Here is a 24367-nt window from a genome sequence, read left to right on the forward strand (position 1 = left end):
TCCCTCGCAGCCTGCTGCATTGGCGGCGGGCTTGCGTGTGGGCTTCTGACTGGAGATTTCCCCATGAGACCCTTTTGGCTGGACCAGGCCTTAAAGGCTGATACGTCCGACGCCTGTCCGGCGCTGGACGGCGATGCCCGTGCAGACGTGTGCATCGTCGGTGGCGGCTACACCGGTTTGTGGACGGCGATCATGCTCAAGGAGCAGAACCCGGAACTGGATGTGGTGCTGATCGAGGCCGACATCTGCGGTGCTGGCGCCAGTGGCCGCAACGGCGGTTGTGCGTTGTCGTGGTCGGCCAAGTATTTCACTCTGGAGCGGTTGTTCGGCGTCGAAGAAGCCGTGCGCCTGGTCAAGGAATCCGAGCGCAGCATTTACGCGATTGGCACCTTCTGCGAACAGTACGGCGTTGAGGCCGATTACCGTCTTGATGGCACGCTCTACACCGCGACCAATCAGGCCCAGTACGGCTCGACCGATGCGGTGATTGCCGCACTGGAGCGCAACGGCATCAACTCGTTTACCCAGCGTCCGGTCGCCGACGTGCAACGCATGGCCGGTTCGTGCAAGCATCTGGAGGGCTGGTTTTCCCCGGCGGCGGCCAGTGTGCAGCCGGGCAAACTGGTGCGCGGCTTGCGGCAAGTGGCGTTGCAGTTGGGCGTGAAGATTTACGAAAACACCGCGATGACCGGGCTGGAGGAGGGCAAGCCAGCAGGCATTCAAACCCGCAACGGCACCGTTCGCGCAGACCGCGTGGTGTTGGCGATGAACGCCTGGATGGCCCGGGCGTTCCCGCAGTTCGAACGCAGCGTGGCGATTGTTTCCAGCGACATGCTGATCACCGAACCGCGGCCTGATCTGCTCAACGAAATCGGCCTGACCAGCGGCGTCACCGTGCTCGATTCGCGGATTTTCGTGCACTACTACCACAACACCCCGGACGGCCGGATCATGCTCGGCAAGGGCGGCAACACCTTCGCCTATGGCGGGCGGATGTTGCCGGTGTTTGATCAGCCGTCGCCATACGCCGGGTTGTTGAAAGACAGCCTGAACGCATTCTTTCCTGCATTTGCCGACGCCAAGGTCGAGGCGACCTGGAATGGTCCGTCGGATCGCTCGGTCACCGGTCTGCCGTTCTTTGGCCAGATGAGCGCCAGCGGGAATGTGTTCTACGGGTTCGGTTATTCCGGCAGCGGTGTTGGCCCGTGCCACATGGGCGGTCAGATTCTGGCCTCGATGGTGCTGGGGCTGGACAACGCCTGGACCCGTTCGCCGCTGGTGAACGGTCCCTTGGGTTTCTTTCCATCGGAGCCGATTCGTTACCTCGGCTCCCTGATGGTGCGCAACGCCATCCGCCGCAAGGAGCGCGCCGAAGATCACGGCCGCCGGCCACGGCACCTGGACGTGCGCCTGGCCAAATTTGCCGCAGCGGCCGGCAAGGCGGACAAGGGCTAGCGATTGATCAGCCAGTCGAGCAGCAATCGCCCGTCGCTGCGGGGTCGATAGGCGGCGCGAGGCTTGGTCGGGTTGAAGACAGTGGCGCACAACACCGGGCGATCCGGGTCGCTGTCGAGAAAGCTGATCAGCACTTCGGAGCCTGCGAGGGGCAGGCTGGAGGGATCAATCCCGCGCTCTGGTGTGGCGAAGGCTACGGGAAGCCACAGGCCGCTGGGTTCATCCGCGTCCTCTTGCAGTGCTGGCCACAGCCGTACGTGGATTCGATGTTGCTCATCCAGCGCTGCCGGTTGCCCGGCGACGCCCAGCACCAATGCCGTCTGATAGCCCGGAATGCTCGGCCGGGGTTGCGCGAGCGCGGGCCTGAACTCCGTTGACCAGGGGATGGCGGTGAACTGATTGCTGTAGCGACGCGGACGTTGCTCGGTGAGGATTGAAGGCTGTTGCCCGCCGTGCTGGACGTCGGTGATCAGCCACTGATCGTTGAAGCCCGACAGCGGATGTTTCATCACTTGCACGATGCTGCCACTGCGCAAGCCGGCGTGATTGCTTTGCCCTTCAATCTGTCGATGCTGGCAGCGCAGACGCTCCAGTGAGCGGCGACTGAGCTGTTCGCAGTGCGCCTGCTCGGGGGCGGGGCGAGCGGTGAAGGGGGATGTCTTGGCGAAGGCATGGTTGGCGGCGCCGTCACCCGATGCCTGAAATCCGCGATGGTTGGCAGCGCGGCGGGCGGGCAGGGCGCGCGCATTGTGACGTTGGGACAGCTCGCTGATCACCGGTAAAGAAGTCTCGCTGAGCGCATCCTCTTGAAAGGGCAGCACGAGAGGCTCCTGGGGGAATGCCTGACTGTCATCCGCCAGCACCAGCACATGCCCGTCACACCGCTGCTCGAAGTGATAGTGGATGCCTTCTTCTTCGCAGAGTCGCTGCATCAGTGTCAGGTCGGACTCTTCGTATTGAATGCAAAACGGCCGGGGCGGGTAGTGCACGGTGGCCAGTTCCAGACGATAGCTGTCCTCGGGCAGCGCATGCTCCAGGAACAATTGACGCAGGATAGCCGGCACGCTGAGGTGATGAAACACCCGACGACAGCGGTGACGGTCGAGGGTTTGCAGGTAAGGCACCAACACCAGGTGATAGCCGATGCAATGCGGGCCGCGGTGTTCACGGCTGGCGCTGTGAAGAATGCCGTGAACGGCGGTGCCCTCGCCCATCGTCAGAAGGGCCGGTTTCTGCAGCGACGGATCGAGGTTCATCGCCGGTGCCAGGCCAATCACTTCAATGTCGAACCGGTAGGGCCGGTTCAGGCCTTCGGTACCACTGAATCGCAACACCTGCAGGCTTAAACCGCTGTCGAGGAGGGTCAGGGTGGAGAGACTTTCCTTGTCGTTGTGCATCGAGTGCGCTTCTGCCATGGATTCCGGAAGCGAAGGGTACGAAACCGCGCCCCTCAATGGTCACCGCAAATCGCTGTTTCAGAATCGCCCTACGAGTGCTGGCGAAAATGTCGATGCGTGAAGCCGGTGGATCCGTCCGCATTTTTTGGTCGATTGCCAACTTTAGGCCGTATAAACTTGCGCAATGCGTCGGCCAATAGATGTCTCGGCGCCACAGATCAAGAGAGTGAGTAATGGGCGCACAGTGGAAGGTTAAACACAAAGAAGCGGCATCCAACGCCAAGGGCAAGATTTTCGGCAAACTGGTGAAAGAAATCACCATTGCTGCGCGCAACGGCGCCGATACCGCCACCAACGCACACCTGCGACTTGTGGTTGAACAGGCCAAGAAAGCCTCGATGCCCAAGGAAACCCTTGATCGCGCGATCAAGAAAGGCGCGGGCCTGCTGGGCGAAACCGTGCAATACCATCGCGTGACTTACGAAGGCTTCGCCCCGCATCAAGTGCCGCTGATCGTTGAATGCGTGACCGACAACATCAACCGCACCGTGGCAGAAATCCGCGTGGCGTTCCGTAAGGGCCAATTGGGCGCTTCCGGTTCCGTGGCATGGGACTTCAACCATGTCGGCATGATCGAAGCGTCCCCGGACAGCCCGGACGCCGACCCGGAAATGGCGGCGATTGAAGCCGGTGCCCAGGATTTTGAACCGGGTGAAGAAGAGGGCACGACCCTGTTCCTGACCGAACCTGCGGACCTGGACGCGGTGCAAAAAGCACTGCCGGAGCAAGGTTTCACGGTGTTGGCGGCGAAACTGGGCTACCAGCCGAAGAACCCGGTCAGCGGTTTGAGCGATGAGCAGATGGCTGAGGTTGAAGCGTTCCTGGAAGGGCTCGACAACCATGATGATGTGCAGGATATGTTTGTCGGTCTGGCTGGGTAATTTGTTTCTTTAGTGACACCGCTATCGCGAGCAAGCTCGCTCCTACATTGGATCTCCGTCATACACAGATCCAATGTGGGAGCGAGCCTGTCTCCGGGCGGCGTTCCGACGATTGACCGCGCAGCGGTCACCTATCTTGAAGTTCCCGCAAAATCTCGCCAAACCCCGGCCGCTTCAGCACCTCAGCGTGACAGCAGCGCTCCTGCAAAACCTCCAGCTCCTCGCGCGCCACATCGCTCAACCCCGAGTCGATGCGCTCCAGCAATTCCCCCAGCAACACCCCAAACGCCCGCACCTCGATGCGTTGCAGCGCCCGGCTTTCTGGGCTGTCGCAGGTCGCGTGGAAAGACGCCGCGCCAAAATCCCCCAGCAGGCAATCACCGTCCTCGTTCCACAAGATGTTGTGGCCGTAGAGGTCGCCGTGGGTGATGCCGTGCTGGTGCAAATGCCTGGCCACCGAGGCGACGCCATGGGCGATGCGCAATGCGACGCCCGCGCTGAAGCGGGTGTCATCGGTGTAGACGTCCCGCGTGCACGACGCCAGGCTCGGCAGCGCGGCGAGGTTGCGATAGCTCGGATCGATCAGTTGCATGACCAGCCCGGCCTGCTGCTCGGGATGATCGACGATTCGGCCTTCGACGCGGATCAGGTTCGGGTGAAGGCCGGCGGTGATGCAGGCGTTCATTTCGTGCAGGGGTGAACCATCGCTGGTCATTTCACCCTTGTAGAGCTTGACCGCGACCTGCGTGGCCGGTTGCCCCGGTTGCGCCCAGGTGGCCCGATGAATCACCCCCGAAGCGCCTTCGCCCAACTGCTGCTCCAGGTGTAATTGCTCCCAGGGAATCCGCGGAGTGGCTTCCAGTGCGGCGGCATCCGCTTCGGTTTCCAGCGGATTACCGGCATACGCCAGCCACGTCAGGCTGGGCAGGGCCAGCAGCCATTCGGGCAGTTCCTTGAACTGATTGGCGGCAATGCGGATCAGCTCGAGTCGATGGCACTGGCTCAGGCTGCGGGGCAGGCGCTGCAAGCGGTTGCCGGCGAGCATGAGTTTTTGCAGGTTCGGGCGGTCGCCCAGTTCGCTGGGCAGCTCAGCGATGCGGTTGTCAGTCAGGATCAACCAGCGCAGCAACGGCGGCAGCGCCGCGGCGGGGACCGTTTCGATGGCATTGGACCGGAAGCCGATCATCGTCAGCGCGGCGCATTGGCCCAGGCACGCTGGCAGTTCGGTGAACAGGTTGTCCGAGCAGAACAGCACGCGTAAACGGGTCAGGCGATGCAAGTCATCCGGCAGGCTGCGCAAGGCGTTGCCGCTGAGGTTGAGCACTTCCAGCGAGTCCGCGAGGTCGAAAATTTCCCGCGGGAATTCTGTCAGGCCGCAGGCCAGGTCCAGGCGAGTGATACCAGTCAATTGGCCGGCGCGCAGTTGGGCGAGGGTATCCATGGGCGGGTTCGCTATTGATCAGGGGAAGGCGCTGTGGCCTGGAAATGGGCGACATGATAGCGGTAAAGGTGGCTCGCCTGTCAGGTCGGTGCGCGCACTTCGAGCAACTGGCCCAAGCGGCTGCGCGTACGTGCCAGATCGATGGCATCGCCGCCCAGGCTTTCGCGCAACGATTGCTGGCCGAGCAGCGTCAGGTGTTTGTCCTGATCGTATAGAACGTCGATCAGGTTGATAAACCGCTGCTGTGCGGCAATCGAACAGTCGGCGAGTTTGGGCAGTTCGTCGATGATCCAGTGATCGAAGCGCCGGCACAGCTCCAGGTAATCCATGACGGCCGTGGGGTGTTCGCACAGATCGTCAAAGGTGAAGCCGATAGTCCGTTCTGCGCAGTGTTGCGCTTGAAGGTGCCGAGTGCCGACCGCCAGTTGCAAGGGTGGGCAGACGCGCTCGGGCAGGTTCAGCGCCTGACGTTGCGCCGCGCTGCCCGGCCAGACATACCGGCCTTGGCTAAACACTTGCTGCGCGTGGGTCCTGACCTGACTGCGGTAGTCATGCAGGCCACCGACTTCCATCACTTGCATGCGCGCGTGGATCAGGTCGATGACCGGCTTGAAACGCGCGTGGTAGAGCGGGTTGGGCAGCAGACCTTCCGGCGGATAATTGGACGTCACCAGCAGCAGAATGCCGCGACGGAATAGCGCCTTGAACAGCCGCGTGATGAGCATCGCATCGCCGATGTCATGGACGTGAAACTCGTCGAAACACAGCACCCGGCAATCGCTCAGCAGGTCGTCGAGGGTGGCTGCCAGCGCATCGGACTGATCGCGGTGGGTGAACATGCCCTGATGCAAGCGGGCAAAAAATTCGTGGAAGTGCAGTCGCTGCTTTTGCTCGACAGCAATCGCCTGGAAAAAGCCGTCGAGCAACCAGCTTTTGCCGCGTCCGACTGCGCCATGCAAATAAAGACCGGGAAGGGTTTTCGTCGACGCGCCGAGCAGGGCCGTGGCGTGTTGCGCCATGCAGTCGATCACGCGTTGCTGGCTGTGACTGAGGGTGTAGCCCTGGGCATGGGCTTTCTGGCGGAAGTAATCGTGGACGGCTTTACCGGCCGCCGTGCCGCTGGCAGGCGCGGCAAGTGCCTTGCCGAAAAGGCTGCGCAAGGAAGGCAAGCGTGGTGTCAGTCGCGAACGGTTGGGCGGTCGAGCAGCCATTGTCATGTCACCCCGAAGTCGTCAGCCGGCTCCCCGAGCAGCGGCGGCGTAGTGTAACCAGATGGGTAATTGCCCATCCAGTCATGTCGACGGGTGAAACGGATTCAACGGGATGTCAGAGTCGGCAGGGCTGTTGTGGCGAGGGAGCAAGCTCCCTCGCCACAGTGGTTTCGTTAGTTATCTAGCGTTCAATGCTGCGATTCCAGCGTGCGTTCCACGCCGGACGCTGTTCGTTGACCTGGTCCCAATCGATGGCAATCGCTGTTTCCAGGTACTGCTTCATCGCCTCGACCTGGCCGCGCGTCTTGTCGGTGGTCGGGGTGTTCGGGTTGGACGGGATCTGGTCGCCGTCTTCCAGTGCAGCGGCTTGCGCTTCAGGTGTCAGCAAGAACGCGGCGAGTTTTTGTGCCAGTTCCGGCTGGGTGTTGTTGGCGATGGCGCACTCCGCGACGTTGAGCACCACGGCGCCTTCCTTCGGTTGTGCGTATTCGACCGGCATGCCTTTGAGTTTCAGCGCAGTGACCTGAGTCGGGGTCAACGGGAACAGCGCGGCTTCGTCGGTCTGGAGCATTTCGGAAATTTTCGCCGAGCTCGGAATGTATTCCAGCACGTTGCGTCCGACGGTGTTTGGCCAGGCCTTGAAACCCGGCTCGACGTCGGTTTCGCTGCCGCCCTGAATGCGGTTGAACATCAGGAAACCGTGCAGGCCGAAGGTCGACGAGGCCATCGACTGGAACACCAGTTTGTCCTTGAAACGCGGGTCGGCCATGTCCATCCACGACGTCGGTGCGCTCCAGCCTTTCTCCTTGAACAACCGGGTGTTGTACGCCAGCCCGGTGACGCCGAGGCTGACTGCCACGGCTTGATCCTTGATTCGGCCCTTGGCCGGAATTTGCGCCAGGGTCGGGCTGTCCTCAAGCTTGTCGCACAGGCCCATGGCGATGGCGCGGTACATGATGCCGTCATCAAGGAACATCACGTGCAGTTGCGGGTTGCCTTTGCTGGCCTGGACCTTGGCCAGGATGTCGGCAGAGGTACCGGGCACGATGACCACTTTGACGTTGTTGGCTTTTTCGAAAACCGGCAACACCTTGTCGGCGTACAGCCGCTCCATGGTCCCGCCGTTCATGCCCAGGTAAAGCGTCGGCTCGGCGTGAGCCTGGGTCACCGTGAACAGGGCGCTCAGGCATGAAAATCCGAGCAGTGCAGTGCGTTTGAACTGGTTCATTGGCGCGACCTTCCTCTATCAAGCTACGGAAACGGAGTGAAACCGGGTGATGGAAAACGCATCCAGCGACGTCGACGGGGCGCCGTTGCAGATGATCTCGGTGAGCGCCTGGCCCACCGCGGGCCCGATCTGGAAACCCGCGCCGGCAAAGCCGAACGCGTGCAACAGACCGGGTTGAGTGCTGCTGTGACCGATCACCGGCTGGCGGTCGGGCAGATAACCTTCGGTGCCGCTCCAGGTGCGAATCGCCTGGGCGCCTTCAAGAAACGGATAGAGCTCGACGGCCTGGCGCAGGATCTCGATCACCGCCTGCTGACCGGGCCGTGCGCGGGCCGCGTCGAGGGCAAACCCCTGGCCACCGCCGAGCACGCAGTTGCCGCGAGCGACCTGACGGGCATAAATGCCACCGCCTTCGACGCCGGTGCTGGCGTTCATCACCAGCGGTAACGGTTCGGTGACCAGCATCGCCGGGTGCCCGGCGTGCATGGGCACCGCTTCGCCGAACTGTTCGGCGAGGCGGCCGGCCCAGGCGCCAGCGCAGTTCAGCAGCCACGGCGCGTGCAGTTCCAAGCCGTTTTGAGTGTTGACGCGAAAGCGCTGGCCGTCGTGCTCCACCGCAGTCACGGCGCACTGTTCATGCACCTGTGCGCCGTGGCGCCGCGCGGCGTGGGCGAAGGCGGGGGAAACCAATCGCGGGTTGGCGTGGCCATCGTCGGGGCAATATGAAGCACCGACGGCGACATCGCCGACCCAAGGGAAACGTGCGCGTAATTCAGTGCGATCCAGCACCTGCAAGTCGAGGCCGAAACCCTGGCTGCTGGCGGCGTAATCCTGCAAGGCGCGCAAGTCGTCGAGGCTGCGGGCGAGCTTCAAATGGCCGCTGCGTTGATATTCGCCGTCAATGCCAATCAACTGTGGCAGTTGTCCCCAGATCTCGTGCGCCCGTTGTGACAAGGGCAGTTGTGACAGCGGCCGACCCTGTCGTCGCACGCCGCCATAGTTCACGCCGCTGGAGTGTGAACCGCAAAAGTCCCGCTCCAGCAACGCCACGCGACGTCCGGCTTTGCTCAGAAACAGGGCGGCCGAGGCACCGACAATGCCGCCGCCGATGATGATGGCGTCGACTTCGATCACGATTCGACCTCCAGGCCAAACGGCAGCGGCTTGACCGGCGCCTGTGCACGTAGCCGACCGATCTGCGACACGCCACGCCGGCTCTCGCTGGCAATGATTTCTGCGGTGGCCGCGCCGCACATCCGCCCCTGGCAGCGGCCCATGCCGGCGCGGCAATGGGCTTTGACCCGGTTGATTTCCCAGTGGCCTTCGCGCACGACCTGACGGATGTCACCGGCGCGCACTTCTTCGCAGCGGCAGATCATCACGTCGTCAGCGGTATCGGTGGCCCAGTGTTCGGGGAAAATGAAGGCCTGTTCCAGGCCTTTGCGAAAGGTGTTTATCCGGGTGAGCGATTGCTCCAGCTGGACGCAGCGCTGTGGCGCAATCAGGTGGCCGCTGTCTTCCAGCACGGCCAAGGCTGCGCGTTCACCGGCCATTTCCGCGGCATCGGCGCCCATGATCCCGGCACCGTCACCGGCCAGGTACACCTCGGCGACACTGCTGCGTCCAGTGCTGTCACGTTGTGGCAGCCAGGCGCGGTTGAGCGGGTTCCAGGCAAATTCGCAGCCGAGCAAATCGGCGAGTTGGGTTTCACTGCGCAAGCCATGGGCGAATGCGACGGCGTCGCACACCAGTGGGTGTTCGCCCTTTGCGTCGGACCAGTTCAGCGACCGCACACGGTGTTCGCCATCGATGCCTCGCAAGGTGGCGCCCTGATGCACCGGGATGCCGTGAGCGGTCAGCCAGCTGCGGTAATAAATGCCCTTGGCCAGCGTCGCCGGTTGTGAGAGCAAGCCGGGCAGGGCGCGGACCTGGGCACTGAACGGCGAACTGTCGAGCACCGCGACCACCTTCGCACCGGCCTTGGCGTATTGGTATGCAACCAGGTAGAGCAATGGGCCGCTGCCGGCGAACACCACGCGTTCGCCGATGGCGCAGCCCTGGAATTTCAGGGCAATCTGCGCGGCGCCGAGGCTGTAGACGCCTGGCAGTGTCCAGCCTTGCACCGGCAGAATCCGGTCGGTGGCGCCCGTGGCGACAATCACGCGGGAGAACTCGATCCGTGCGGCGCGACCTTCATGCAGTGTGTCGAGCGCATCCGCTTCGGCGTTCCACACCAGGGTGTCGGGCCGATAGTCGAGCTGTTCGCGCAGGGTATCGAGGGTCTGATGCAGCGCCTTGGCCTTGCGCGCTTCGAAGCCATACAACTTGACCGCCGAACGCTTGAAGTTGGCCGGCTGACGCCGATAAATCTGCCCGCCACCGCGCGCGGCTTCATCCAGCAACACCGGGCGAACGCCATGCGCGACCAGCGTCTGCGCCGCCCGAATCCCGGCGGGGCCGGCACCAATGATGACTACCGGCTTCATACCCACCACCCATTGCCCGACCGCCGCAAAACCCCTGTGGGAGCGAGCCTGCTCGCGAAGGCGGCGGTAGTTTCAACATAGGTGGTGATTGACACACCGCTATCGCGAGCAGGCTCACTCCTACAGGGGATTCGGTTGCGGCAGATTGGCAAGGTGTTCATAACGAGCGCCCCGGTTCGCGGGTGATGTGGTGGTCGGTCTCAAGTAGCGTCGAGCACGCGCGTACGCGTCGGCCGTCGCCCAGGCGGACCCAGCAGTCCTGGCACGCGCCCATCAGGCAGAACCCGGCGCGGGGTTCGGCGCTGAAGTCGCTGCCGCGCAGGTGCTCGCTGCAGGTCAGCACCGCCGTCAGCACGGTGTCGCCGAGCAGGGCGCTGGCCGGTTGGCCGTCGAGGGTAAAGTTCACGGCCGGGCGGTCGCCCTCGGCCAGTCGTTTCAGCAAAGCCATGGCGCCCTCATTGTTTACCCACCAGCACCCGATCAAGGCCGTAGACCCGATCAAGCAGAATCATCGTCAGCGCGGTCAGCGCGATCACCAGGGCCGACACCGCCGCCATCATCGGATCGATGGATTCGGTGGCGTACACGTACATGCGCACGGGCAAGGTTTGTGTGGCCGGCGAGGTGACGAAAATCGACAGCGTGACCTCATCAAAGCTGTTGATGAACGCCAGCAACCAGCCCCCCGCAACGCCCGGCAGAATCATCGGCAAGGTGATTTCCCGGAACAGCGTGAAGCGCCCGGCACCGAGGGATTGCGCGGCATGTTCGGCGCTGCGGTCCAGGCCAATGGCCGACGCCAGCACCAGTCGCAGCACGTACGGCGTGACCACCAGCACGTGGGCGAAAATCAACCACGCAAAGCTGCCGTTGACCCCCATCAGCGCAAACAGACGCAGCAAGGCAACGCCCAATACCAGATGCGGAATGATGATCGGTGACAGGAACAGCCCGTTGAAAAAGTCCCGTCCCGGAAACTCGAAACGGGTGATTGCCAACGCCGCCGGCACCGCAATCAGGGTCGCCAGGCTGGCGGCGCAGAACGCCAGGATCAAACTGTTGTAGAACGCATCGACAAAGTCGGCGCGCTCGAACACCGCGCGAAACCAGCGCAGGGAAAACTCGGTGGTCGGCAGGCTCAGGGTGTTTTCCGGGGTGAACGCGACGAGGCAGACCACCACCAGCGGCGCGAGCATGAACAGCACCACCAGGGCATGAAACAGCAGGGCGAAAGGACCGTTCTTGGACATGACGAGTTATCCCAATGACTTCTTGTAGCGGCCTTCGATCATCCGGTTCCACGACAGCATGATCAGCAGGTTGAGCACCAACAGCGCCACGGCAATCGCCGCGCCCATCGGCCAGTTCAGCTCCGACAGGTACTGATCGTAGATCAGTGTCGCGACCATTTTCAGGCGACGCCCGCCGAGCAGGCCGGGGATGGCAAATGAGCTGGCGGCCAGGCCGAACACGATCAAGGTGCCGGAAAGAACGCCGGGCATGATCTGCGGCAGAACCACCTGGCGCATCACCGTGAAGTGACTGGCGCCGAGGGACATCGCGGCTTGTTCGGCGGCCGGGTCGAGTTTCTGCAGCGAGGTCCAGACCGGAATAATCATGAACGGCAGCATCACGTGGACCAGCGCAATCACCACCGCAAACGGCGTGTACAACAGCTTCATCGGCGAACCGCCGAAGGCTTGCAGGGTTTGATTGACCAGGCCGTCGGCGCCGAGCAACAGGCTCCAGCCGAACGCCCGCACCACCACCGAAATCAGCAGCGGCGTGAGGATCAGGATCAGAAAGATCGAACGCCACGGCGCGCCCATGCGGCTGAGGATGTAGGCCTCGGGAACGCCGATCACCACGCACAGCAGGGTGGTCAGGGCGCTGATCCACATCGTGCGCAGAAAGATTTCGTAGAAGTACGGGTCGCCCAGCAGGCTGCCGTAGTGACTGAGGGTGTAGGCGTCGCCCTTGATCCCCGAGCTGTAGTCGAAGACGTTGAACGACAACACCAGCGTCAGTAGTAGCGGAATGGCCAACAGGCTGATGTACAACGCCAGGGCCGGTGCCGACAACAAATAACCCTGGCGTCCCTGGCGAACGGCGGCCAACGCACTCATGCCGACACCTCGTCGACCGTCAGCACTCGCAGGAGTTTGGCATCCCAATCAAGGCCGACCGCCGTGCCTTCGTTCAGCGGCGTCGAACCGTCGTTTCGGCGCACCACGCTGATGTCGCCCAGGGCCGTTGAGACGCCGTACAACCATTGGCTGCCGAGGAAGAAGCGGCTGGCGATCTTGCCTTGCAAACGCCCGTGATCTTGTTCGCGCAGGTCGATTTTTTCCGGGCGCAGGCTCAGGGTCAGGTCGCCGCCACTGCGCACCTGTACCACGCCGGCGCTGTCACGCTCGCCGGGCAGCAGGTTGGCTTTGCCGACGAAACCGGAAATGAACTCGGTGCGCGGATGTTCGTAGAGGGTGTAAGGCGCGTCGATTTGCGTGATGCGTCCGGCCTGCATCACCACCACGCGGTCGCTGATGGACAGCGCTTCGGATTGGTCGTGGGTGACCATCAACGTGGTGATTCCGACTTCGCGCTGGATGCGGCGGATTTCGAACTGCATTTCTTCGCGCAGGTTGGCGTCGAGGTTGGACAGCGGTTCGTCGAGCAGCAGCACCGGGGGCTCGATCACCAGGGCCCGGGCCAGTGCCACACGCTGGCGCTGGCCACCGGAAAGCTCGCGGGGATAGCGCTCGGCGTGTTGATCCAGGCGTACCAGTTTCAGCACCCTGGCCACGCGCTGCTGCAACTCGCCGGCGGGCACTTTGCGCATCCGCAGGCCGAAGGCGACGTTGTCCTTGACGGTCATGTGCGGGAACAGCGCGTAACTCTGGAACACCACACCCAGGCCACGGCTGGCGGGTTTGGCGTGGGTGATGTCGCGGCCGTCGAGCAGGATGCGACCGCTGGTGACTTCGACGAAGCCGGCGATCATTTGCAGGGTGGTGGTCTTGCCGCACCCGGACGGACCGAGCAGAGACACGAACTCGCCTTTTTCCACCGAGAGGTGGGTGGCCACGACGGCGTCGATCTCGCCGTAACGTTTGCCGAGTCCTTCAAGTTGCACAAAAGCCATGACTGCGCTCCACCTGAGATTGTTATGCGTCACCCGAAGGCGCGCTTTTTTGTATGGGCAGATACGAAAAAGTCTTGCTGGGTGCGTTGGCGCTCGACTGGAGTCGGCTGCCGCTGTTGTTCGAATCGCCCCTGTGGACGCAGATTAGGACGAAGACTAGGATGGGCTCAATGGCCTATTTCACTGAAGCGAAGACTATTTTCGATTTCATTCAGTGAGTAAATTTATTGTCGAGAAACCACATGTCAGATTCCACTGAGCGGAATGAAAACAAAAATGAAGTCGGTGTCGGTGCGGTCTCCCGATTGTTTGCGGTGCTGCGCAGCCTCGGTGACACCGTCGAGGGCGGGGAACGTGTGACGCAACTGGCGCAGCGCATCGGCTTGTCGCAACCGACCACGCACCGTTTGTTGCGCAGCCTGATGGACGAGGGCATGGTCGAGCAGGACGTGCGCAGCAAACGCTATCGCCTGAGCCTGGACTTTTTTGCCTTGGCGGCGCGTGCGGGCAATACCGGCAACCTGCGCGAACTGGTGCGACCGTCGCTGCTGCGGCTCTCGGCGTCGTTGGGGGATTCGTTGTTTTTACTGGCGCGCAGCGGTTTCGACGCGATCTGTCTGGACCGCAGCGAAGGGCCGTTTCCGATCCGCACGTTCACCGGCGATATCGGTGGGCGCGTGGCGCTGGGCGTAGGGCAGGGCAGCCTGGCGATTCTGGCTTTTCTGCCGGAGGAGGAGCGCGACACGGTGATCCATTACAACTTGCCGCGACTCAAGGATTTCCATCTGTACGACGAAGTGTTCCTGCGCTCGGAGGTCGAGAACGTGCGCGCGCTGGGGTATGCGGGGCGTAATACCGGGGTGCTGCAAGGCATGGCCGGGGTGGCGGTGCCGATTCTGGATCGAGAGGGGCGGGCGGTGGCGGCGTTGAGTGTGGCGACGGTGAGTGATCGGTTGGGTCCGGATCGATTGCCTACGGTGGTGGAAATGCTCAAGCGCGAAGCGGCGATGATCGGGCCGCGGATCAATCCGTTCGACCCGCTGCTGCGACGGCCTTCGCAGGTTTTTGGACAGGGCTGAACACACTCTCGAAATGATCATTGATCCCCTGTGGGAGCGAGCCTGCTCGCGAAAGCGGAGTGTCAGTCGACATCAATGTTGGATGTGCTGGCCTCTTCGCGAGCAGGCTCGCTCCCACAGTTGATCGGTGGTGTGGTCAGAACTGCTCCGTCTGCCTGAGCATCTGCGCCGCCGGCGTGTCGCTCGGGCTGACCATCGCGTAGTTGTAGCCGCTGCCGGACCAGTATTCGGCCTGCAACTCGCCATCGCTGCGACTGCCCCGCGGCAGGAAAATGTTTTTCGGCCCTGGTGGACGCACGTAGAAGCTGATCTTGTGCCCGCCCTGATCCTCGTAAACCACCATCGCCGCCGGCCCTTGCTCGGTGCTGAGCAAACGGCCGCTGACCGGTTTGAAGCCTGCATTCGACAGGTCCGGCAGGCGATTGGCACGGGTGAAATAACGATCGAGCCAGCCCTGCATGTCGCCATCGTCGCTGACTTTGTAGTCCGCTGGCAGGATGCCTTGCTGGGCGAACAGGCGATAAGCCTGCAGCGCATCGGTCATCGGCAGCGGGGGACTGGGCAGGGTCATCTGGCGCGCTTGCCAGCCGCTCAATCCTCCCACGCTGACGGCAATCAACAGCACGGCCGCGCTGGCCAGATGACGACGTGACTGGCGTTTGAGGCGCTGGCGAATCAGCGCCGGGTCGAGGTCCGGGTTGACGGTGTCGTGCAGGGCGCCGCTCATGGCTGCGCGCAGTTGTTGGGCGTCGTGTTGCCAGGCGCGCACTTGCGCCGCCATTGGCGGGTTGCTGGCCAGATACGTTTCCACCAGACGTCGGTCGGCGTCGTTGAGTTGGTGATCGACGTAGGCGTGCAGGTCACGCTCGCTCGGGGGCATGCTGATCATTTGAGTATCCGCAAAGAAGGGCTGGTGATTTCGCCGTCGCTGAGCTGGCGCAAGGCCTGGCGGGCGCGGGACAGACGAGACATCACGGTGCCGGTGGGGACGTCGAGAATCTCGGCGACCTCTTTATAACTCAACCCTTCCACCGACACCCAGAGCAGCAACGCGCGCTGTTCGGTGCTGAGTCGGTCGAAGGCTTGCAGCGTCGATTGAGCAATCACCGTGCGTTCAACCGAGGGCTGTGCGTCATCACGCCCGGTAAAGAATTCGAGCATCCGCGCATAGCGCCGGGAACGGCGGTGGGCATCCAGAAACTGCCGGTACAGTATCGAAAACAGCCAGGCGCGCAAGTCGCCTTCGGGGCGTTTGTCCGCCCAACTCGACAGTGCTCGCTCCAGGCTCGACTGCACCAGATCGTCGGCGCTGCTGGGATTGCGCGTCAGTGACACGGCGAAACGCCGGAGCCTGGGAATGATTTCTCTGAGTTGTTCGTCGATATCGTTCATGGGAAAGGGCGGGTTCTGAGTCAGTGAAGGGCGGCAGTGACAAGGAAGACGCCGTCTAACGCAGGTTATTCCCTCTGCCGTAAAAGAAAATCCCACCGCCTGTTTTTTGTAGGACCTTTCCTCTTTGGTTGTAATCCATGTAATGGCATCAAACGTCGTCGCTCAACCCTCGTAGCAAGCGCAACCGGCATTGCGTCCAGCCACTCAATTGGCTCGGCGCAACCGTCCGGTCTTGAGCTTAAACATTGAGCCCGATGAGATTTTTGACATGCAAGAGCACGCAATCACCCTCAAACCTGCATTGGCCTATTCGTCGATGCCTGCGCCTGCGGTTGATCAGGACCTTTGGCAGACAATGGGTCGTGGGCCGACGGTCCAGCCCGCGTTCTCCTTGATTCATCACGCCATCGAAGCGCACGCCGTGACCCACCCTCAAGGTGTTGCGGCCCTTTGGCAAGGTGAATCCATCACCTACAACGAATTGAACAGGCAGGCCAATCGACTGGCTGCCGTGTTGATCAGCCAGGGCGTCAAGCCCGGTGATCACGTTGCCCTGTTCGTGGAACGCTCGATCCCCATGCTGGTGGGCATGTTGGCCGTATTGAAGGCGGGCGCGGCCTACATTCCCCAGCACGTGGGGATCACCCCCGCGACGCAATTGCGCCACATCATGGAGGTTGCCGCCACGCGTCTTGTGCTGACGCTGTCGAACCTCGAGTCGCAGATTCCCCTGACAGCGGCGCAGCACTGCATTTGCCTTGATGATTTCATGGCAGTGCCGACCACCTCATCGGACGAATTGAACGTGGCCGGTACGCCGTCAACGACCGCGGATCAACTGTGCTTCCTGTTGTTCACCTCCGGCACCACCGGGCAACCCAACGGGGTTCGGGTTACCCACCGCAATGTCTGCAATATTCTGCTGACGGAGCCGGGCAACCTCGGCATGAAGCCCGGGCTCAAGGTCGGGCAGATTCTGAACATCGCCTTCGATATGGCCGCGTGGGAGATTCTGGGTTGCCTGGCTCATGGCGCGACGTTGATGATCCGGGGCAAAGACATTGGCCGGACCGCCGAGCAATGCGACGTGCTGATCGCCACGCCGTCGATTCTCGGCACACTCGATCCCGCGCGTTGCCATCAGGCCAAGGTCGTGGCCGTTGCCGGCGAGCCGTGTCCCCAGCCACTGGCCGATCGCTGGTCGTCGTTTTGCATTTTTTACAATGCCTGCGGCCCGACCGAGACCACCATCGTCAACACCATGCAGCGGTATCAGGCCGGAAGGCCCCTGACCATCGGCAAACCCACGCCCAATAACACGGTGTACGTACTTGATGAAGAGGGTCGACCGTGTGCCATCGGGGTGCAAGGGGAGATGTGGGCAGGCGGGGATTGCGTAACAGCGGGTTACCTGGGGAATGCGGCACTCACCGCGGAACGTTATCGACCCGATCCATTTCTTGGTTCGGACCGGATGATGTTTCGTACTCGCGACTTGGGGCGCTGGACGGAGGAGGGCGAGCTCGAACACTTGGGGCGCGTCGATGATCAGGTCAAGGTGCGGGGTTTTCGGGTTGAACTCGACAGTGTGTCGGCGGTGCTGGAGTCGTGCGACGCCTGCGAGCGAGCGGTTACGCTGAAACTCGACAGTCGTCATCTGGTGGCTTTCGTCAGTCCTGCGTCCACCGACATCGAAGCGGCGCGACGTCGCTGTGAGGCGCGCCTCGCCTACTATTGCGTCCCTTCGTTGATCATCGCTGTGGACCACATTCCCCTGACTTCACGGGGTAAAGTCGATAAGCGGCTGCTGCTGGCCCAGGCGCAACAGGCCAACCTTGATGTCAACGCTGTACCGAAGGTGAGCGCATGAGCGCCGCCAGCGGCTTACCCGCCAAGCGTGCGCTGTGGCGACGCCTTGGAACGCTGCCGTGGTTTTCCCATTACAACCGTCTTGTGGCACTGGTCCTGGTACTGAATGGCGCCGCGCTGGCGCACGGGTTGAACGCCGGGCAATGGTGGACATCCTCCGGTATTGAGCTGGAAACGCTGGCGGGACTGGTAGTGGCGAATCTGTCGATGGCGATTTTGATTCGCCAGCAATACGTCATCAATCTGCTGTTCTGGCTGGCCACCCGCGCCCCCACCCATTGGCCGCTGATGATTCGTCGCTCATTGGCCAAGGTCTATCACTTGGGGGGCCTGCACAGTGGTGGCGCCTTGGCCGCCATTGGTTGGTTCGTGGCATTGCTGGGCTCATCGGGTTGGCACTGGATTGACGGCAAAGGAGGCGTTTCGACCGCGCTGCTTTGGGTGAATGCAGGGCTGTTGGGGGTGTTGCTGCTGGTGGCGACCATGGCGCATCCCTGGGTTCGTTCCCGTTTTCACAACGGGTTCGAGCGCACTCACCGCTTCGGTGGCTGGACGGCACTCGCATTGTTTTGGGTCTCGACCCTGCTGTTTGCCCGTGATCAGAACCCGCAAGCGCCGCTGCAAGAAGTACTGGCCACCTCGGTGCCCTTCTGGATGCTGATGGTGCTGACGTTCAGCATTGCGTTGCCATGGTTGCGTTTGCGCAAAGTACCGGTGCAGTTACTCAGGACTTCATCCCACGCCGTCATTGCCCGGTTCGGGCATGTCACGCCGTTTGCCGGTTCGTCCAACGCCATCAGTCTCAACCCGCTGTTGGAATGGCATTCGTTTGCCAACATTCCCACGCCGGGGCAGGCCGGTTTTCGACTGATCATTTCCCGGGCCGGGGACTGGACCGGCGAATTCATCGAACAAATGCCGACTCACGTCTGGGTCAAAGGCATTACCACCGCCGGCGTGGCGCACATCGAAACCCTGTTCAAGTCAGTGGTGTATATCGCAACCGGTAGCGGTATCGGCCCGGTACTGCCCCATCTGCTTGCCAGGCAGGTGCCGATCCATCTGATCTGGTCGACTCGCAACCCACGAAAAACCTACGGTGACGAGTTGGTGGAGGAGATTCTCCAGGCCGAGCCCGATGCCTTGATCTGGGACACCGATGTGCTGGGCAAACCCGATCTGGTGCAACTGGCCTATGACGCGGTTCAAGCGACCGGTGCAGAGGCCGTGATCTGCATTTCCAACCAGACACTGACTCAGCGAGTGGTCGAGGAAATGGAAAGTCGCGGCATTCCGGCCTATGGCGCGATCTGGGATTCCTGACGTGAGCGCTGGCTATTAACCCTTCAACCATTTTTCAAAGAGGTCACCATGCACACATTGATCGAACGTCATGATCGCGTCGTCTTGATTCGTCTCAACCGCCCGCAAGCCCGGAACGCCCTGAGCGATGAGGTCATGCGCGAACTGCTGGACATCCTGCAACGGTTGGATCGGGATCCAGGCGTGGGGTGTTTCGTCCTGACCGGTACCGTGGATTATTTCGCGGCCGGTGCCGATATCAAGGAAATGAGCCAAAAGTCCCATCTGGACATGGTCCACGAGGATTATTTTGCCGGGTGGGAAGCCTTTGCCACGTTACGGACCCCCACGCTGGCCGCGGTCGCCGGTTATGCGTTTGGCGGCGGCTGTGAGTTGGCCATGATGTGCGATTTGATTTTCGCTGCCGATACAGCGCGATTTGCTCAACCGGAAATCAAACTGGGCGTGATGCCCGGCATGGGCGCCACCCAGCGCCTCACGCACCTGATCGGCAAATCGAAAGCCATGGACATGATCCTGACCGGTCGCCCGATGTCTGCCCAGGAGGCCGAACGGGCAGGGCTGGTGTCGAGAGTGATTGCCGCCGCCGACCTGCTGGAGGAGTCCATGACGGCGGCGCAGACCATCGCTGGTTTCGCCAAAACCGCCACGATGGCAGCGCGCGAAGCGGTTGATCGTGCGCTGGAGCACGGATTACGCGAAGGCCTGTTGTACGAGAGAAGGGCGTTCCATGGGTTGTTTGCAACCCCCGGGCAAAAAGAAGGCATGCAGGCTTTTCTCGATAAACGTGAGGCGTGTTTCAACCCCGTGTGATGGGGGGGTGAGCATTCGTCGCTCGCGGTGCGATGAAAGAAACTACAGTTCAGGGGGAATAATCCTACGTGACGTTCGTCTCATAGCTCCTTCCCCCTGTGGCCGATGGCCCTGGAGTCTTTCATGGTTGATCGCTCAACACCGCCAACCGGGCCCACCCGGCCACCGCTGAGTGGCGCAAGCCTGACGTTACGCCTGGCCGGCATTGCCGTGGTGGTCGCCGCGCTGGCCGGGGCCTTTGCCTACGTCAACGGCACCTTTGACCCACAACGACTAACGCCGAAAAAACTGATCAATGTGCTGGAAACCAATAACGGCGTGCACCCGGGTTTCCGGCGCAATCACGCCAAGGGCGTGTGCGTGATCGGCCATTTCGAAAGCACCGCCCAAGCACGCACCTATTCCAGTGCCCAAGTGTTCAGCGAAGCCCAGACCCCGGTGGTTGGACGTTTTGCGTTGCCCGCGGGCAATCCTTACGCGCCGGACAGTGCCGTACCGATTCGCAGCATGGCGTTGCGCTTCACCCAGGCCAACGGCCAGCAGTGGCGCACCGGGATGAACAGCATGCCGGTGTTCCCCGTGGGCACGCCAGAAGCGTTCTATCAATTGCAGCAAGCCCAGTCGCCGCTTCCTGCCACCGGTAAACCTGACCCTGCGGCAGTTCCGGCATTTTTCGGTTCACATCCGGAAACGGCGCCGTTCCTGGCCTGGATCAAAACCGCCAAGCCGTCGGCCAGTTATGCGACCGAGACGTACAACAGCGTCAACGCGTTCTACCTGGTGAATGCGGCCGGTCAACGCCAGGCGGTGCGTTGGAGCATGGTGCCGGTGGCACAGGACGCGGCGGGAGCCACAGCGCCCGAGGGCAGTGATTTTCTGGAGAATGATCTGGTTCAGCGCTTGTCGGCCGGACCGTTGCGTTGGCAGTTGATGATGACGCTGGCCAACCCGGGGGATCCGGTCAACGACGCCAGCAAGGCCTGGCCCGACGGTCGCAAAGTGCTGAACGCCGGCACCCTGGTCCTTGAACGCACCCAGCCGCAACTCAATGGCGAGTGCCGCGACATCAACTACGATCCGCTCGTATTACCCAACGGCATCGAAGGTTCCGACGACCCGTTGCTCGCGGCTCGTTCAGCCGGTTACGCCAGTTCCTACTTGCGCCGCACCAGTGAAGTCAGTCAGTTGCCCGCCGCTAAACAGGAGGCTCAACAATGAGCGCCCAACCTAACCATTTCGCGCCGTTGGCGCGGCTGCTGCATTGGCTGATGGCGCTGATGATCATTGCGATGCTGTTTATCGGCGCGGGGATGGTGGCCTCGGTGTCCGAGCGCCATGAGTGGCTGATCCATCTGCACAAGCCGTTGGGCATTGCGATTCTGCTGCTGGTGATCGTGCGTTTGTTCGTGCGTTTCTCCACGCAACAACCGCCGTTGCCGGCAGACTTGCCGAGCTGGCAGGCGCTGGCGGCCAAGGCCTCGCACGTCTTGCTGTACGCCTTGATGTTCGTCTTGCCGTTGCTCGGCTGGGCAATGATTTCGGCGGCGGGTGATCCGGTGATGCTCAGCAACTCGTTCCAGTTGCCATCGATCCTGCCGGCCAATGCGCAGGTGTTTGCGTTTTTGCGCAAGGCGCATGGGTATCTGGCGTATCTGCTGTTTTTGACCGTGCTGCTGCATTTGGCGGCAGCGTTGTTTCACGGTTGGGTGCGACGCGATGATGTGCTGGACAGCATGTTGCGGGGCAAGGATCGCGGCTGATCTGTTGTAGCCGCTGGCGCAGTCAGCGCCAACGGCTACATGAACCGAGTAATCAGCGCAAAGTATCGATCATGTCGGCGACGGTGGTCAGCACGTCTTTGCCCAATTGCTTGGAGCGCTTGCCGGACCAGCCTGTCAGCGCGTTCGGAGCATCGTCGTTGTCCTTGAACGGCATCTCCAGGGTCAATGACAGGCAGTCGAATTTCTGACCGACGCTGTTGCAGGCCAGGGTCATGTTGGCTTTCCCCGGCTCGTCGCGGGTGTAGCCGTGCTTGGTCTGGAAATCCTTGGTCAGGTGTTTCAGGTGGCTGCGGAAATGCTCTTCGAGTTTTTCGATGCGCGGCGTAAAGCCCGGGTTGCCTTCGCAACCAGCGGTGAACACGTATGGGATTTCTTCATCGCCATGGATGTCGAGGAACAGGTCGACGCCATATTTTTCCATCTGCTGTTGCGCGAACAGCACTTCCGGGCTGATCTCCTGACTGGCGCTCTGCCAGGCACGGTTCAGGTCCTGGCCCATGGCGTTGGTGCGCAGGTGACCGTGGAAGGCGCCGTCCGGGTTCATGTTCGGTATCAGGTACAGGTCGGCGCTGGCCAGCAGTTTGTTCATCACCGGGTCGTCGTGTTTTTCCAGGCGCTCGATTACGCCTTCCATGAACCATTCGGCCATGTGTTCGCCAGGGTGTTGCTGCGCGATCATCCAGACCTTGCGTCGGCCTTCGGCACCGGTGCCTTTGCGCAGCAATTGAATGTCACGTCCTTCAACACTCTTGCCGGTGGCCAGTAGCTCGGTGCCGGCCTTGGCCAGTGCCTGCTCGATCAGCCAGTCATGACGGCCACGGCTGTAAGGTTCGAAATAGGCGAACCAGGCGTGGGTGGCGGTAGCTTCGAGGCTGAAGCGCAGGCAGTCGCCTTCGAAAATGGTCGGTACGCGGAACCAGTTGACGTGGTCGTACGACGCAACAGCCTGGTAACCATCCCAGGCTTTGTTGTACGAGGACTTGCTGGCGTTGTTCAGACGGAACCAATGCTCCTGACCCACGTGCAGACCGCTGGCCTTGAAGTGGAACCATTGAAAGTGTGGGCTGCGAGTGTCGGGCTTGATGGCCAGCAGCGCTTGAAGCGGGTTGCTGATGTCCAGCACTTCAATGTTGCCGCTGTCGAAGTTTGCACTGATGTCGAAGGAAGATTTGGCCACGGTCATAGTCGGTTCCTGAATATGATTTTATGGCGGCTACTTTACACGCAAGGCAGGGGGGAAACCGAGGGAAATTGCGGGGTGCAGAGGGGGGCGTCCTCCATGACGCCGACGCAGCTTAGTGACTGTGCGATTGATTCTCAAGTGCTATTTTTACATTCGTTTGGCCCAATGATGCCGGGCTTCTCTTGCCAATCGATATTCTTTTGATATTATCCGCGCCATCGAATTTGCAGCACCCAAAGACTTCATTAGCCTGAAGGTAAAAGCCAGAATAACTGGCAAAAAAAAACCCGGCAAAAAGCCGGGTTAAAAACCGTGATTAGCCTGATGAGGAGATAGTCCAGGAGACCGACCTAAGGTCACTTGGACAATCGACTGATCTCGCGACCAGCTGCATGCAATAATAATCATTCTCGTTTGCAAGTCAAATGATTTTATCTGTTCGATAGGAAAACTCTTTCCTGTCCTCCCAAAACGCTCGCCCGTTTCATGCGTTCCGATGCTCTTGCAAAGACCGATCGATCATCGCCTTGGCCATGTCGATCATGTGCACCGTCGAATAGGCCAGGTCGCGGCTCGGACCGTTCAGGTTGCTGGCCGATTCATGTGCAGTCGCCGCGGCGCATCGCAACAAATCCGAGGCATGGACCAGCGCTTCTTCTGCGCTGATACCCGGGTTCACATCGAAGAACCGCTCCGTTGCAGCGGGTTCGGACACAGTTGGTTTCAAGTAATAATCCAGCGCTCGCTGTGCGGCGGCATTGCCTTTGGGCGAGGTCAGCGTGGTATCGATTTGCATATCTGGCAGGTCATTGCTGGGTAACGTCATGACGATGGCAAGCTCCGTGATAGATTCAGATCCGTGAATCCATCCTAGTACGAACTGTATTTGTGACTGGAATTTAAATACTACAAGTTGTGTTTTGTTGGTCGGAGTACCCCACGTATCGTGCCGCACATGGATAAATGGATTGAGTTGGTCAAAGCCAAGATGAGTGACCTCAAAGTCACTCAAGAAGTACTCGCCGACCGCCTGGAGATGTCCCAGGGTGGCGTGGGTCACTGGCTGAATAAACGCCGTCAGCCGAGCATTCAAGACATGAATCGTGTCTTGCGCGCGCTCGGGATGGATTTTCTGGAAGTGGCGATGGTGATTCGCGAGGTCTTGCAGGACGACGAGCCTTGCCTTACGCACAAGTACAACCCGTACTTCCGTTACCCGGTCAGTGAATGGCGCGAGCCGATGCAGGTGCGTGACGGTGAGCTGGCCGTCTACGGCAAGCCGCGCTTCGAACTGACGGATTACCATGCCCAGGGCGCGGCGTTCTGGCTGGTGGTCGTGGGCGATGCGATGACGGCGCCCACGGGCGTGAGCATCGCCGAGGGCATGATGATCCTGGTGGATCCGGCCATCGTGCCCGAGCCCGGAAAGCTGGTGATCGCGCAGTGGTCGGACAGCACCGAGGCGACGTTTCGCAAGCTGATCGAAGAGGGTGGGCAGCGTTACCTGGTCCCGCTCAATCCGACGTATCCGAAGGCCCTTTACACCGATGAATGTCGAATTCTCGGTGTAGTGGTTCAGGCAACGGCCAAATTCTAATCAGATCGGTCCTCGTAGAACGTAGGACC

Annotated in this window: 23 protein-coding genes; 9 read left to right on the forward strand and 14 right to left on the reverse strand. The window is 61.3% G+C overall.

The window, feature by feature from the left end:
* Positions 1–63 precede the first annotated feature (63 nt).
* Positions 64–1455: an FAD-dependent oxidoreductase gene (locus ACWKV5_RS20065; RefSeq protein ID WP_483842706.1), complete on the forward strand. Its 1392-nt coding sequence runs from the start codon at positions 64–66 to the stop codon at positions 1453–1455.
* Here the strand turns inward: ACWKV5_RS20065 and ACWKV5_RS20070 are convergent.
* Positions 1452–2852 (reverse strand): type VI secretion system Vgr family protein, encoded by a 1401-nt coding sequence (locus ACWKV5_RS20070; protein ID WP_483842767.1) that lies wholly within the window; start codon positions 2850–2852, stop codon positions 1452–1454. The two genes, ACWKV5_RS20065 and ACWKV5_RS20070, sit on opposite strands and share 4 nt — an antisense overlap.
* 233 nt (positions 2853–3085) lie before the next feature.
* Between ACWKV5_RS20070 and ACWKV5_RS20075 the strand changes: the two genes are divergently transcribed.
* Complete coding sequence (locus ACWKV5_RS20075) at positions 3086–3793, forward strand: YebC/PmpR family DNA-binding transcriptional regulator (protein WP_123432313.1); 708 nt, start codon at positions 3086–3088, stop codon at positions 3791–3793.
* Positions 3794–3920: 127 nt separating this feature from the next.
* Here ACWKV5_RS20075 and ACWKV5_RS20080 read toward each other — a convergent pair whose 3' ends face one another.
* The 9 genes from ACWKV5_RS20080 to ACWKV5_RS20120 form a co-directional block, all read right to left on the reverse strand.
* A complete protein-coding gene (locus tag ACWKV5_RS20080; RefSeq protein WP_483842707.1) occupies positions 3921–5234 on the reverse strand; it encodes a leucine-rich repeat-containing protein kinase family protein in 1314 nt (437 codons plus the stop codon).
* Positions 5235–5314: 80 nt separating this feature from the next.
* The gene (zapE, locus tag ACWKV5_RS20085) at positions 5315–6445 is read right to left on the reverse strand and encodes a cell division protein ZapE (protein ID WP_483842708.1); all 1131 of its coding nucleotides are present in this window, start codon (positions 6443–6445) and stop codon (positions 5315–5317) included.
* Positions 6446–6626: 181 nt separating this feature from the next.
* Positions 6627–7673, reverse strand: a complete 1047-nt coding sequence (locus tag ACWKV5_RS20090; RefSeq protein ID WP_483842709.1) for an ABC transporter substrate-binding protein — start codon at positions 7671–7673, stop codon at positions 6627–6629.
* Positions 7674–7691: 18 nt separating this feature from the next.
* Positions 7692–8807: an NAD(P)/FAD-dependent oxidoreductase gene (locus ACWKV5_RS20095; RefSeq protein WP_483842710.1), complete on the reverse strand. Its 1116-nt coding sequence runs from the start codon at positions 8805–8807 to the stop codon at positions 7692–7694.
* Positions 8804–10159, reverse strand: coding sequence for an FAD/NAD(P)-dependent oxidoreductase (locus ACWKV5_RS20100; RefSeq protein WP_483842711.1), 1356 nt, complete (start codon positions 10157–10159; stop codon positions 8804–8806). Before ACWKV5_RS20100 ends, ACWKV5_RS20095 begins: the two co-directional genes overlap by 4 nt.
* Positions 10160–10316: 157 nt before the next feature.
* On the reverse strand, positions 10317–10607 hold the full coding sequence (locus ACWKV5_RS20105) for a (2Fe-2S)-binding protein (RefSeq protein WP_027925044.1): 291 nt from the start codon (positions 10605–10607) through the stop codon (positions 10317–10319).
* Positions 10608–10614: 7 nt separating this feature from the next.
* A complete protein-coding gene (locus ACWKV5_RS20110) occupies positions 10615–11409 on the reverse strand; it encodes an ABC transporter permease (RefSeq protein WP_483842712.1) in 795 nt (264 codons plus the stop codon).
* Between the two features lie 6 nt (positions 11410–11415).
* Complete coding sequence (locus ACWKV5_RS20115; protein ID WP_483842713.1) at positions 11416–12285, reverse strand: ABC transporter permease; 870 nt, start codon at positions 12283–12285, stop codon at positions 11416–11418.
* Positions 12282–13301: an ABC transporter ATP-binding protein gene (locus tag ACWKV5_RS20120; RefSeq protein WP_483842714.1), complete on the reverse strand. Its 1020-nt coding sequence runs from the start codon at positions 13299–13301 to the stop codon at positions 12282–12284. Before ACWKV5_RS20120 ends, ACWKV5_RS20115 begins: the two co-directional genes overlap by 4 nt.
* Before the next feature lie 242 nt (positions 13302–13543).
* Between ACWKV5_RS20120 and ACWKV5_RS20125 the strand changes: the two genes are divergently transcribed.
* Complete coding sequence (locus ACWKV5_RS20125; protein WP_027925048.1) at positions 13544–14380, forward strand: IclR family transcriptional regulator; 837 nt, start codon at positions 13544–13546, stop codon at positions 14378–14380.
* A 136-nt stretch (positions 14381–14516) separates the two neighbouring features.
* Here ACWKV5_RS20125 and ACWKV5_RS20130 read toward each other — a convergent pair whose 3' ends face one another.
* Both ACWKV5_RS20130 and ACWKV5_RS20135 read right to left on the reverse strand, forming a co-directional pair.
* The gene (locus tag ACWKV5_RS20130) at positions 14517–15269 is read right to left on the reverse strand and encodes an anti-sigma factor family protein (RefSeq protein WP_483842715.1); all 753 of its coding nucleotides are present in this window, start codon (positions 15267–15269) and stop codon (positions 14517–14519) included.
* Positions 15266–15772 carry an RNA polymerase sigma factor gene (locus ACWKV5_RS20135; RefSeq protein WP_123432303.1) on the reverse strand — a complete coding sequence of 169 codons (507 nt, stop codon included), beginning with the start codon at positions 15770–15772 and terminating at the stop codon, positions 15266–15268. The genes ACWKV5_RS20130 and ACWKV5_RS20135 overlap by 4 nt, the downstream gene beginning before the upstream one ends.
* A 268-nt stretch (positions 15773–16040) precedes the next feature.
* Between ACWKV5_RS20135 and ACWKV5_RS20140 the strand changes: the two genes are divergently transcribed.
* The 5 genes from ACWKV5_RS20140 (at position 16041) to ACWKV5_RS20160 (ending at position 21537) form a co-directional block, all read left to right on the forward strand.
* A complete protein-coding gene (locus ACWKV5_RS20140) occupies positions 16041–17642 on the forward strand; it encodes an amino acid adenylation domain-containing protein (RefSeq protein WP_483842716.1) in 1602 nt (533 codons plus the stop codon).
* Positions 17639–18964, forward strand: a complete 1326-nt coding sequence (locus ACWKV5_RS20145) for a ferredoxin reductase domain-containing protein (protein WP_483842717.1) — start codon at positions 17639–17641, stop codon at positions 18962–18964. The genes ACWKV5_RS20140 and ACWKV5_RS20145 overlap by 4 nt, the downstream gene beginning before the upstream one ends.
* 48 nt (positions 18965–19012) lie before the next feature.
* Positions 19013–19777, forward strand: coding sequence for an enoyl-CoA hydratase-related protein (locus ACWKV5_RS20150; RefSeq protein ID WP_483842718.1), 765 nt, complete (start codon positions 19013–19015; stop codon positions 19775–19777).
* A 123-nt stretch (positions 19778–19900) separates the two neighbouring features.
* The gene (locus tag ACWKV5_RS20155) at positions 19901–20995 is read left to right on the forward strand and encodes a catalase family peroxidase (RefSeq protein ID WP_483842719.1); all 1095 of its coding nucleotides are present in this window, start codon (positions 19901–19903) and stop codon (positions 20993–20995) included.
* Complete coding sequence (locus ACWKV5_RS20160) at positions 20992–21537, forward strand: cytochrome b (RefSeq protein ID WP_123432298.1); 546 nt, start codon at positions 20992–20994, stop codon at positions 21535–21537. Before ACWKV5_RS20155 ends, ACWKV5_RS20160 begins: the two co-directional genes overlap by 4 nt.
* A 52-nt stretch (positions 21538–21589) precedes the next feature.
* Here the strand turns inward: ACWKV5_RS20160 and ACWKV5_RS20165 are convergent, their stop codons facing one another.
* Both ACWKV5_RS20165 and ACWKV5_RS20170 read right to left on the reverse strand, forming a co-directional pair.
* Complete coding sequence (locus ACWKV5_RS20165; RefSeq protein ID WP_483842720.1) at positions 21590–22741, reverse strand: M14 family metallopeptidase; 1152 nt, start codon at positions 22739–22741, stop codon at positions 21590–21592.
* 484 nt (positions 22742–23225) lie between these two features.
* Positions 23226–23567, reverse strand: coding sequence for a DUF6124 family protein (locus ACWKV5_RS20170; protein ID WP_483842721.1), 342 nt, complete (start codon positions 23565–23567; stop codon positions 23226–23228).
* A 129-nt stretch (positions 23568–23696) separates the two neighbouring features.
* Here ACWKV5_RS20170 and ACWKV5_RS20175 point away from each other — a divergent pair, with 129 nt between their 5' ends.
* Complete coding sequence (locus ACWKV5_RS20175) at positions 23697–24338, forward strand: LexA family transcriptional regulator (RefSeq protein ID WP_483842722.1); 642 nt, start codon at positions 23697–23699, stop codon at positions 24336–24338.
* Positions 24339–24367 lie beyond the last annotated feature (29 nt).

It is taken from the genome of Pseudomonas oplopanacis, from assembly GCF_057128725.1.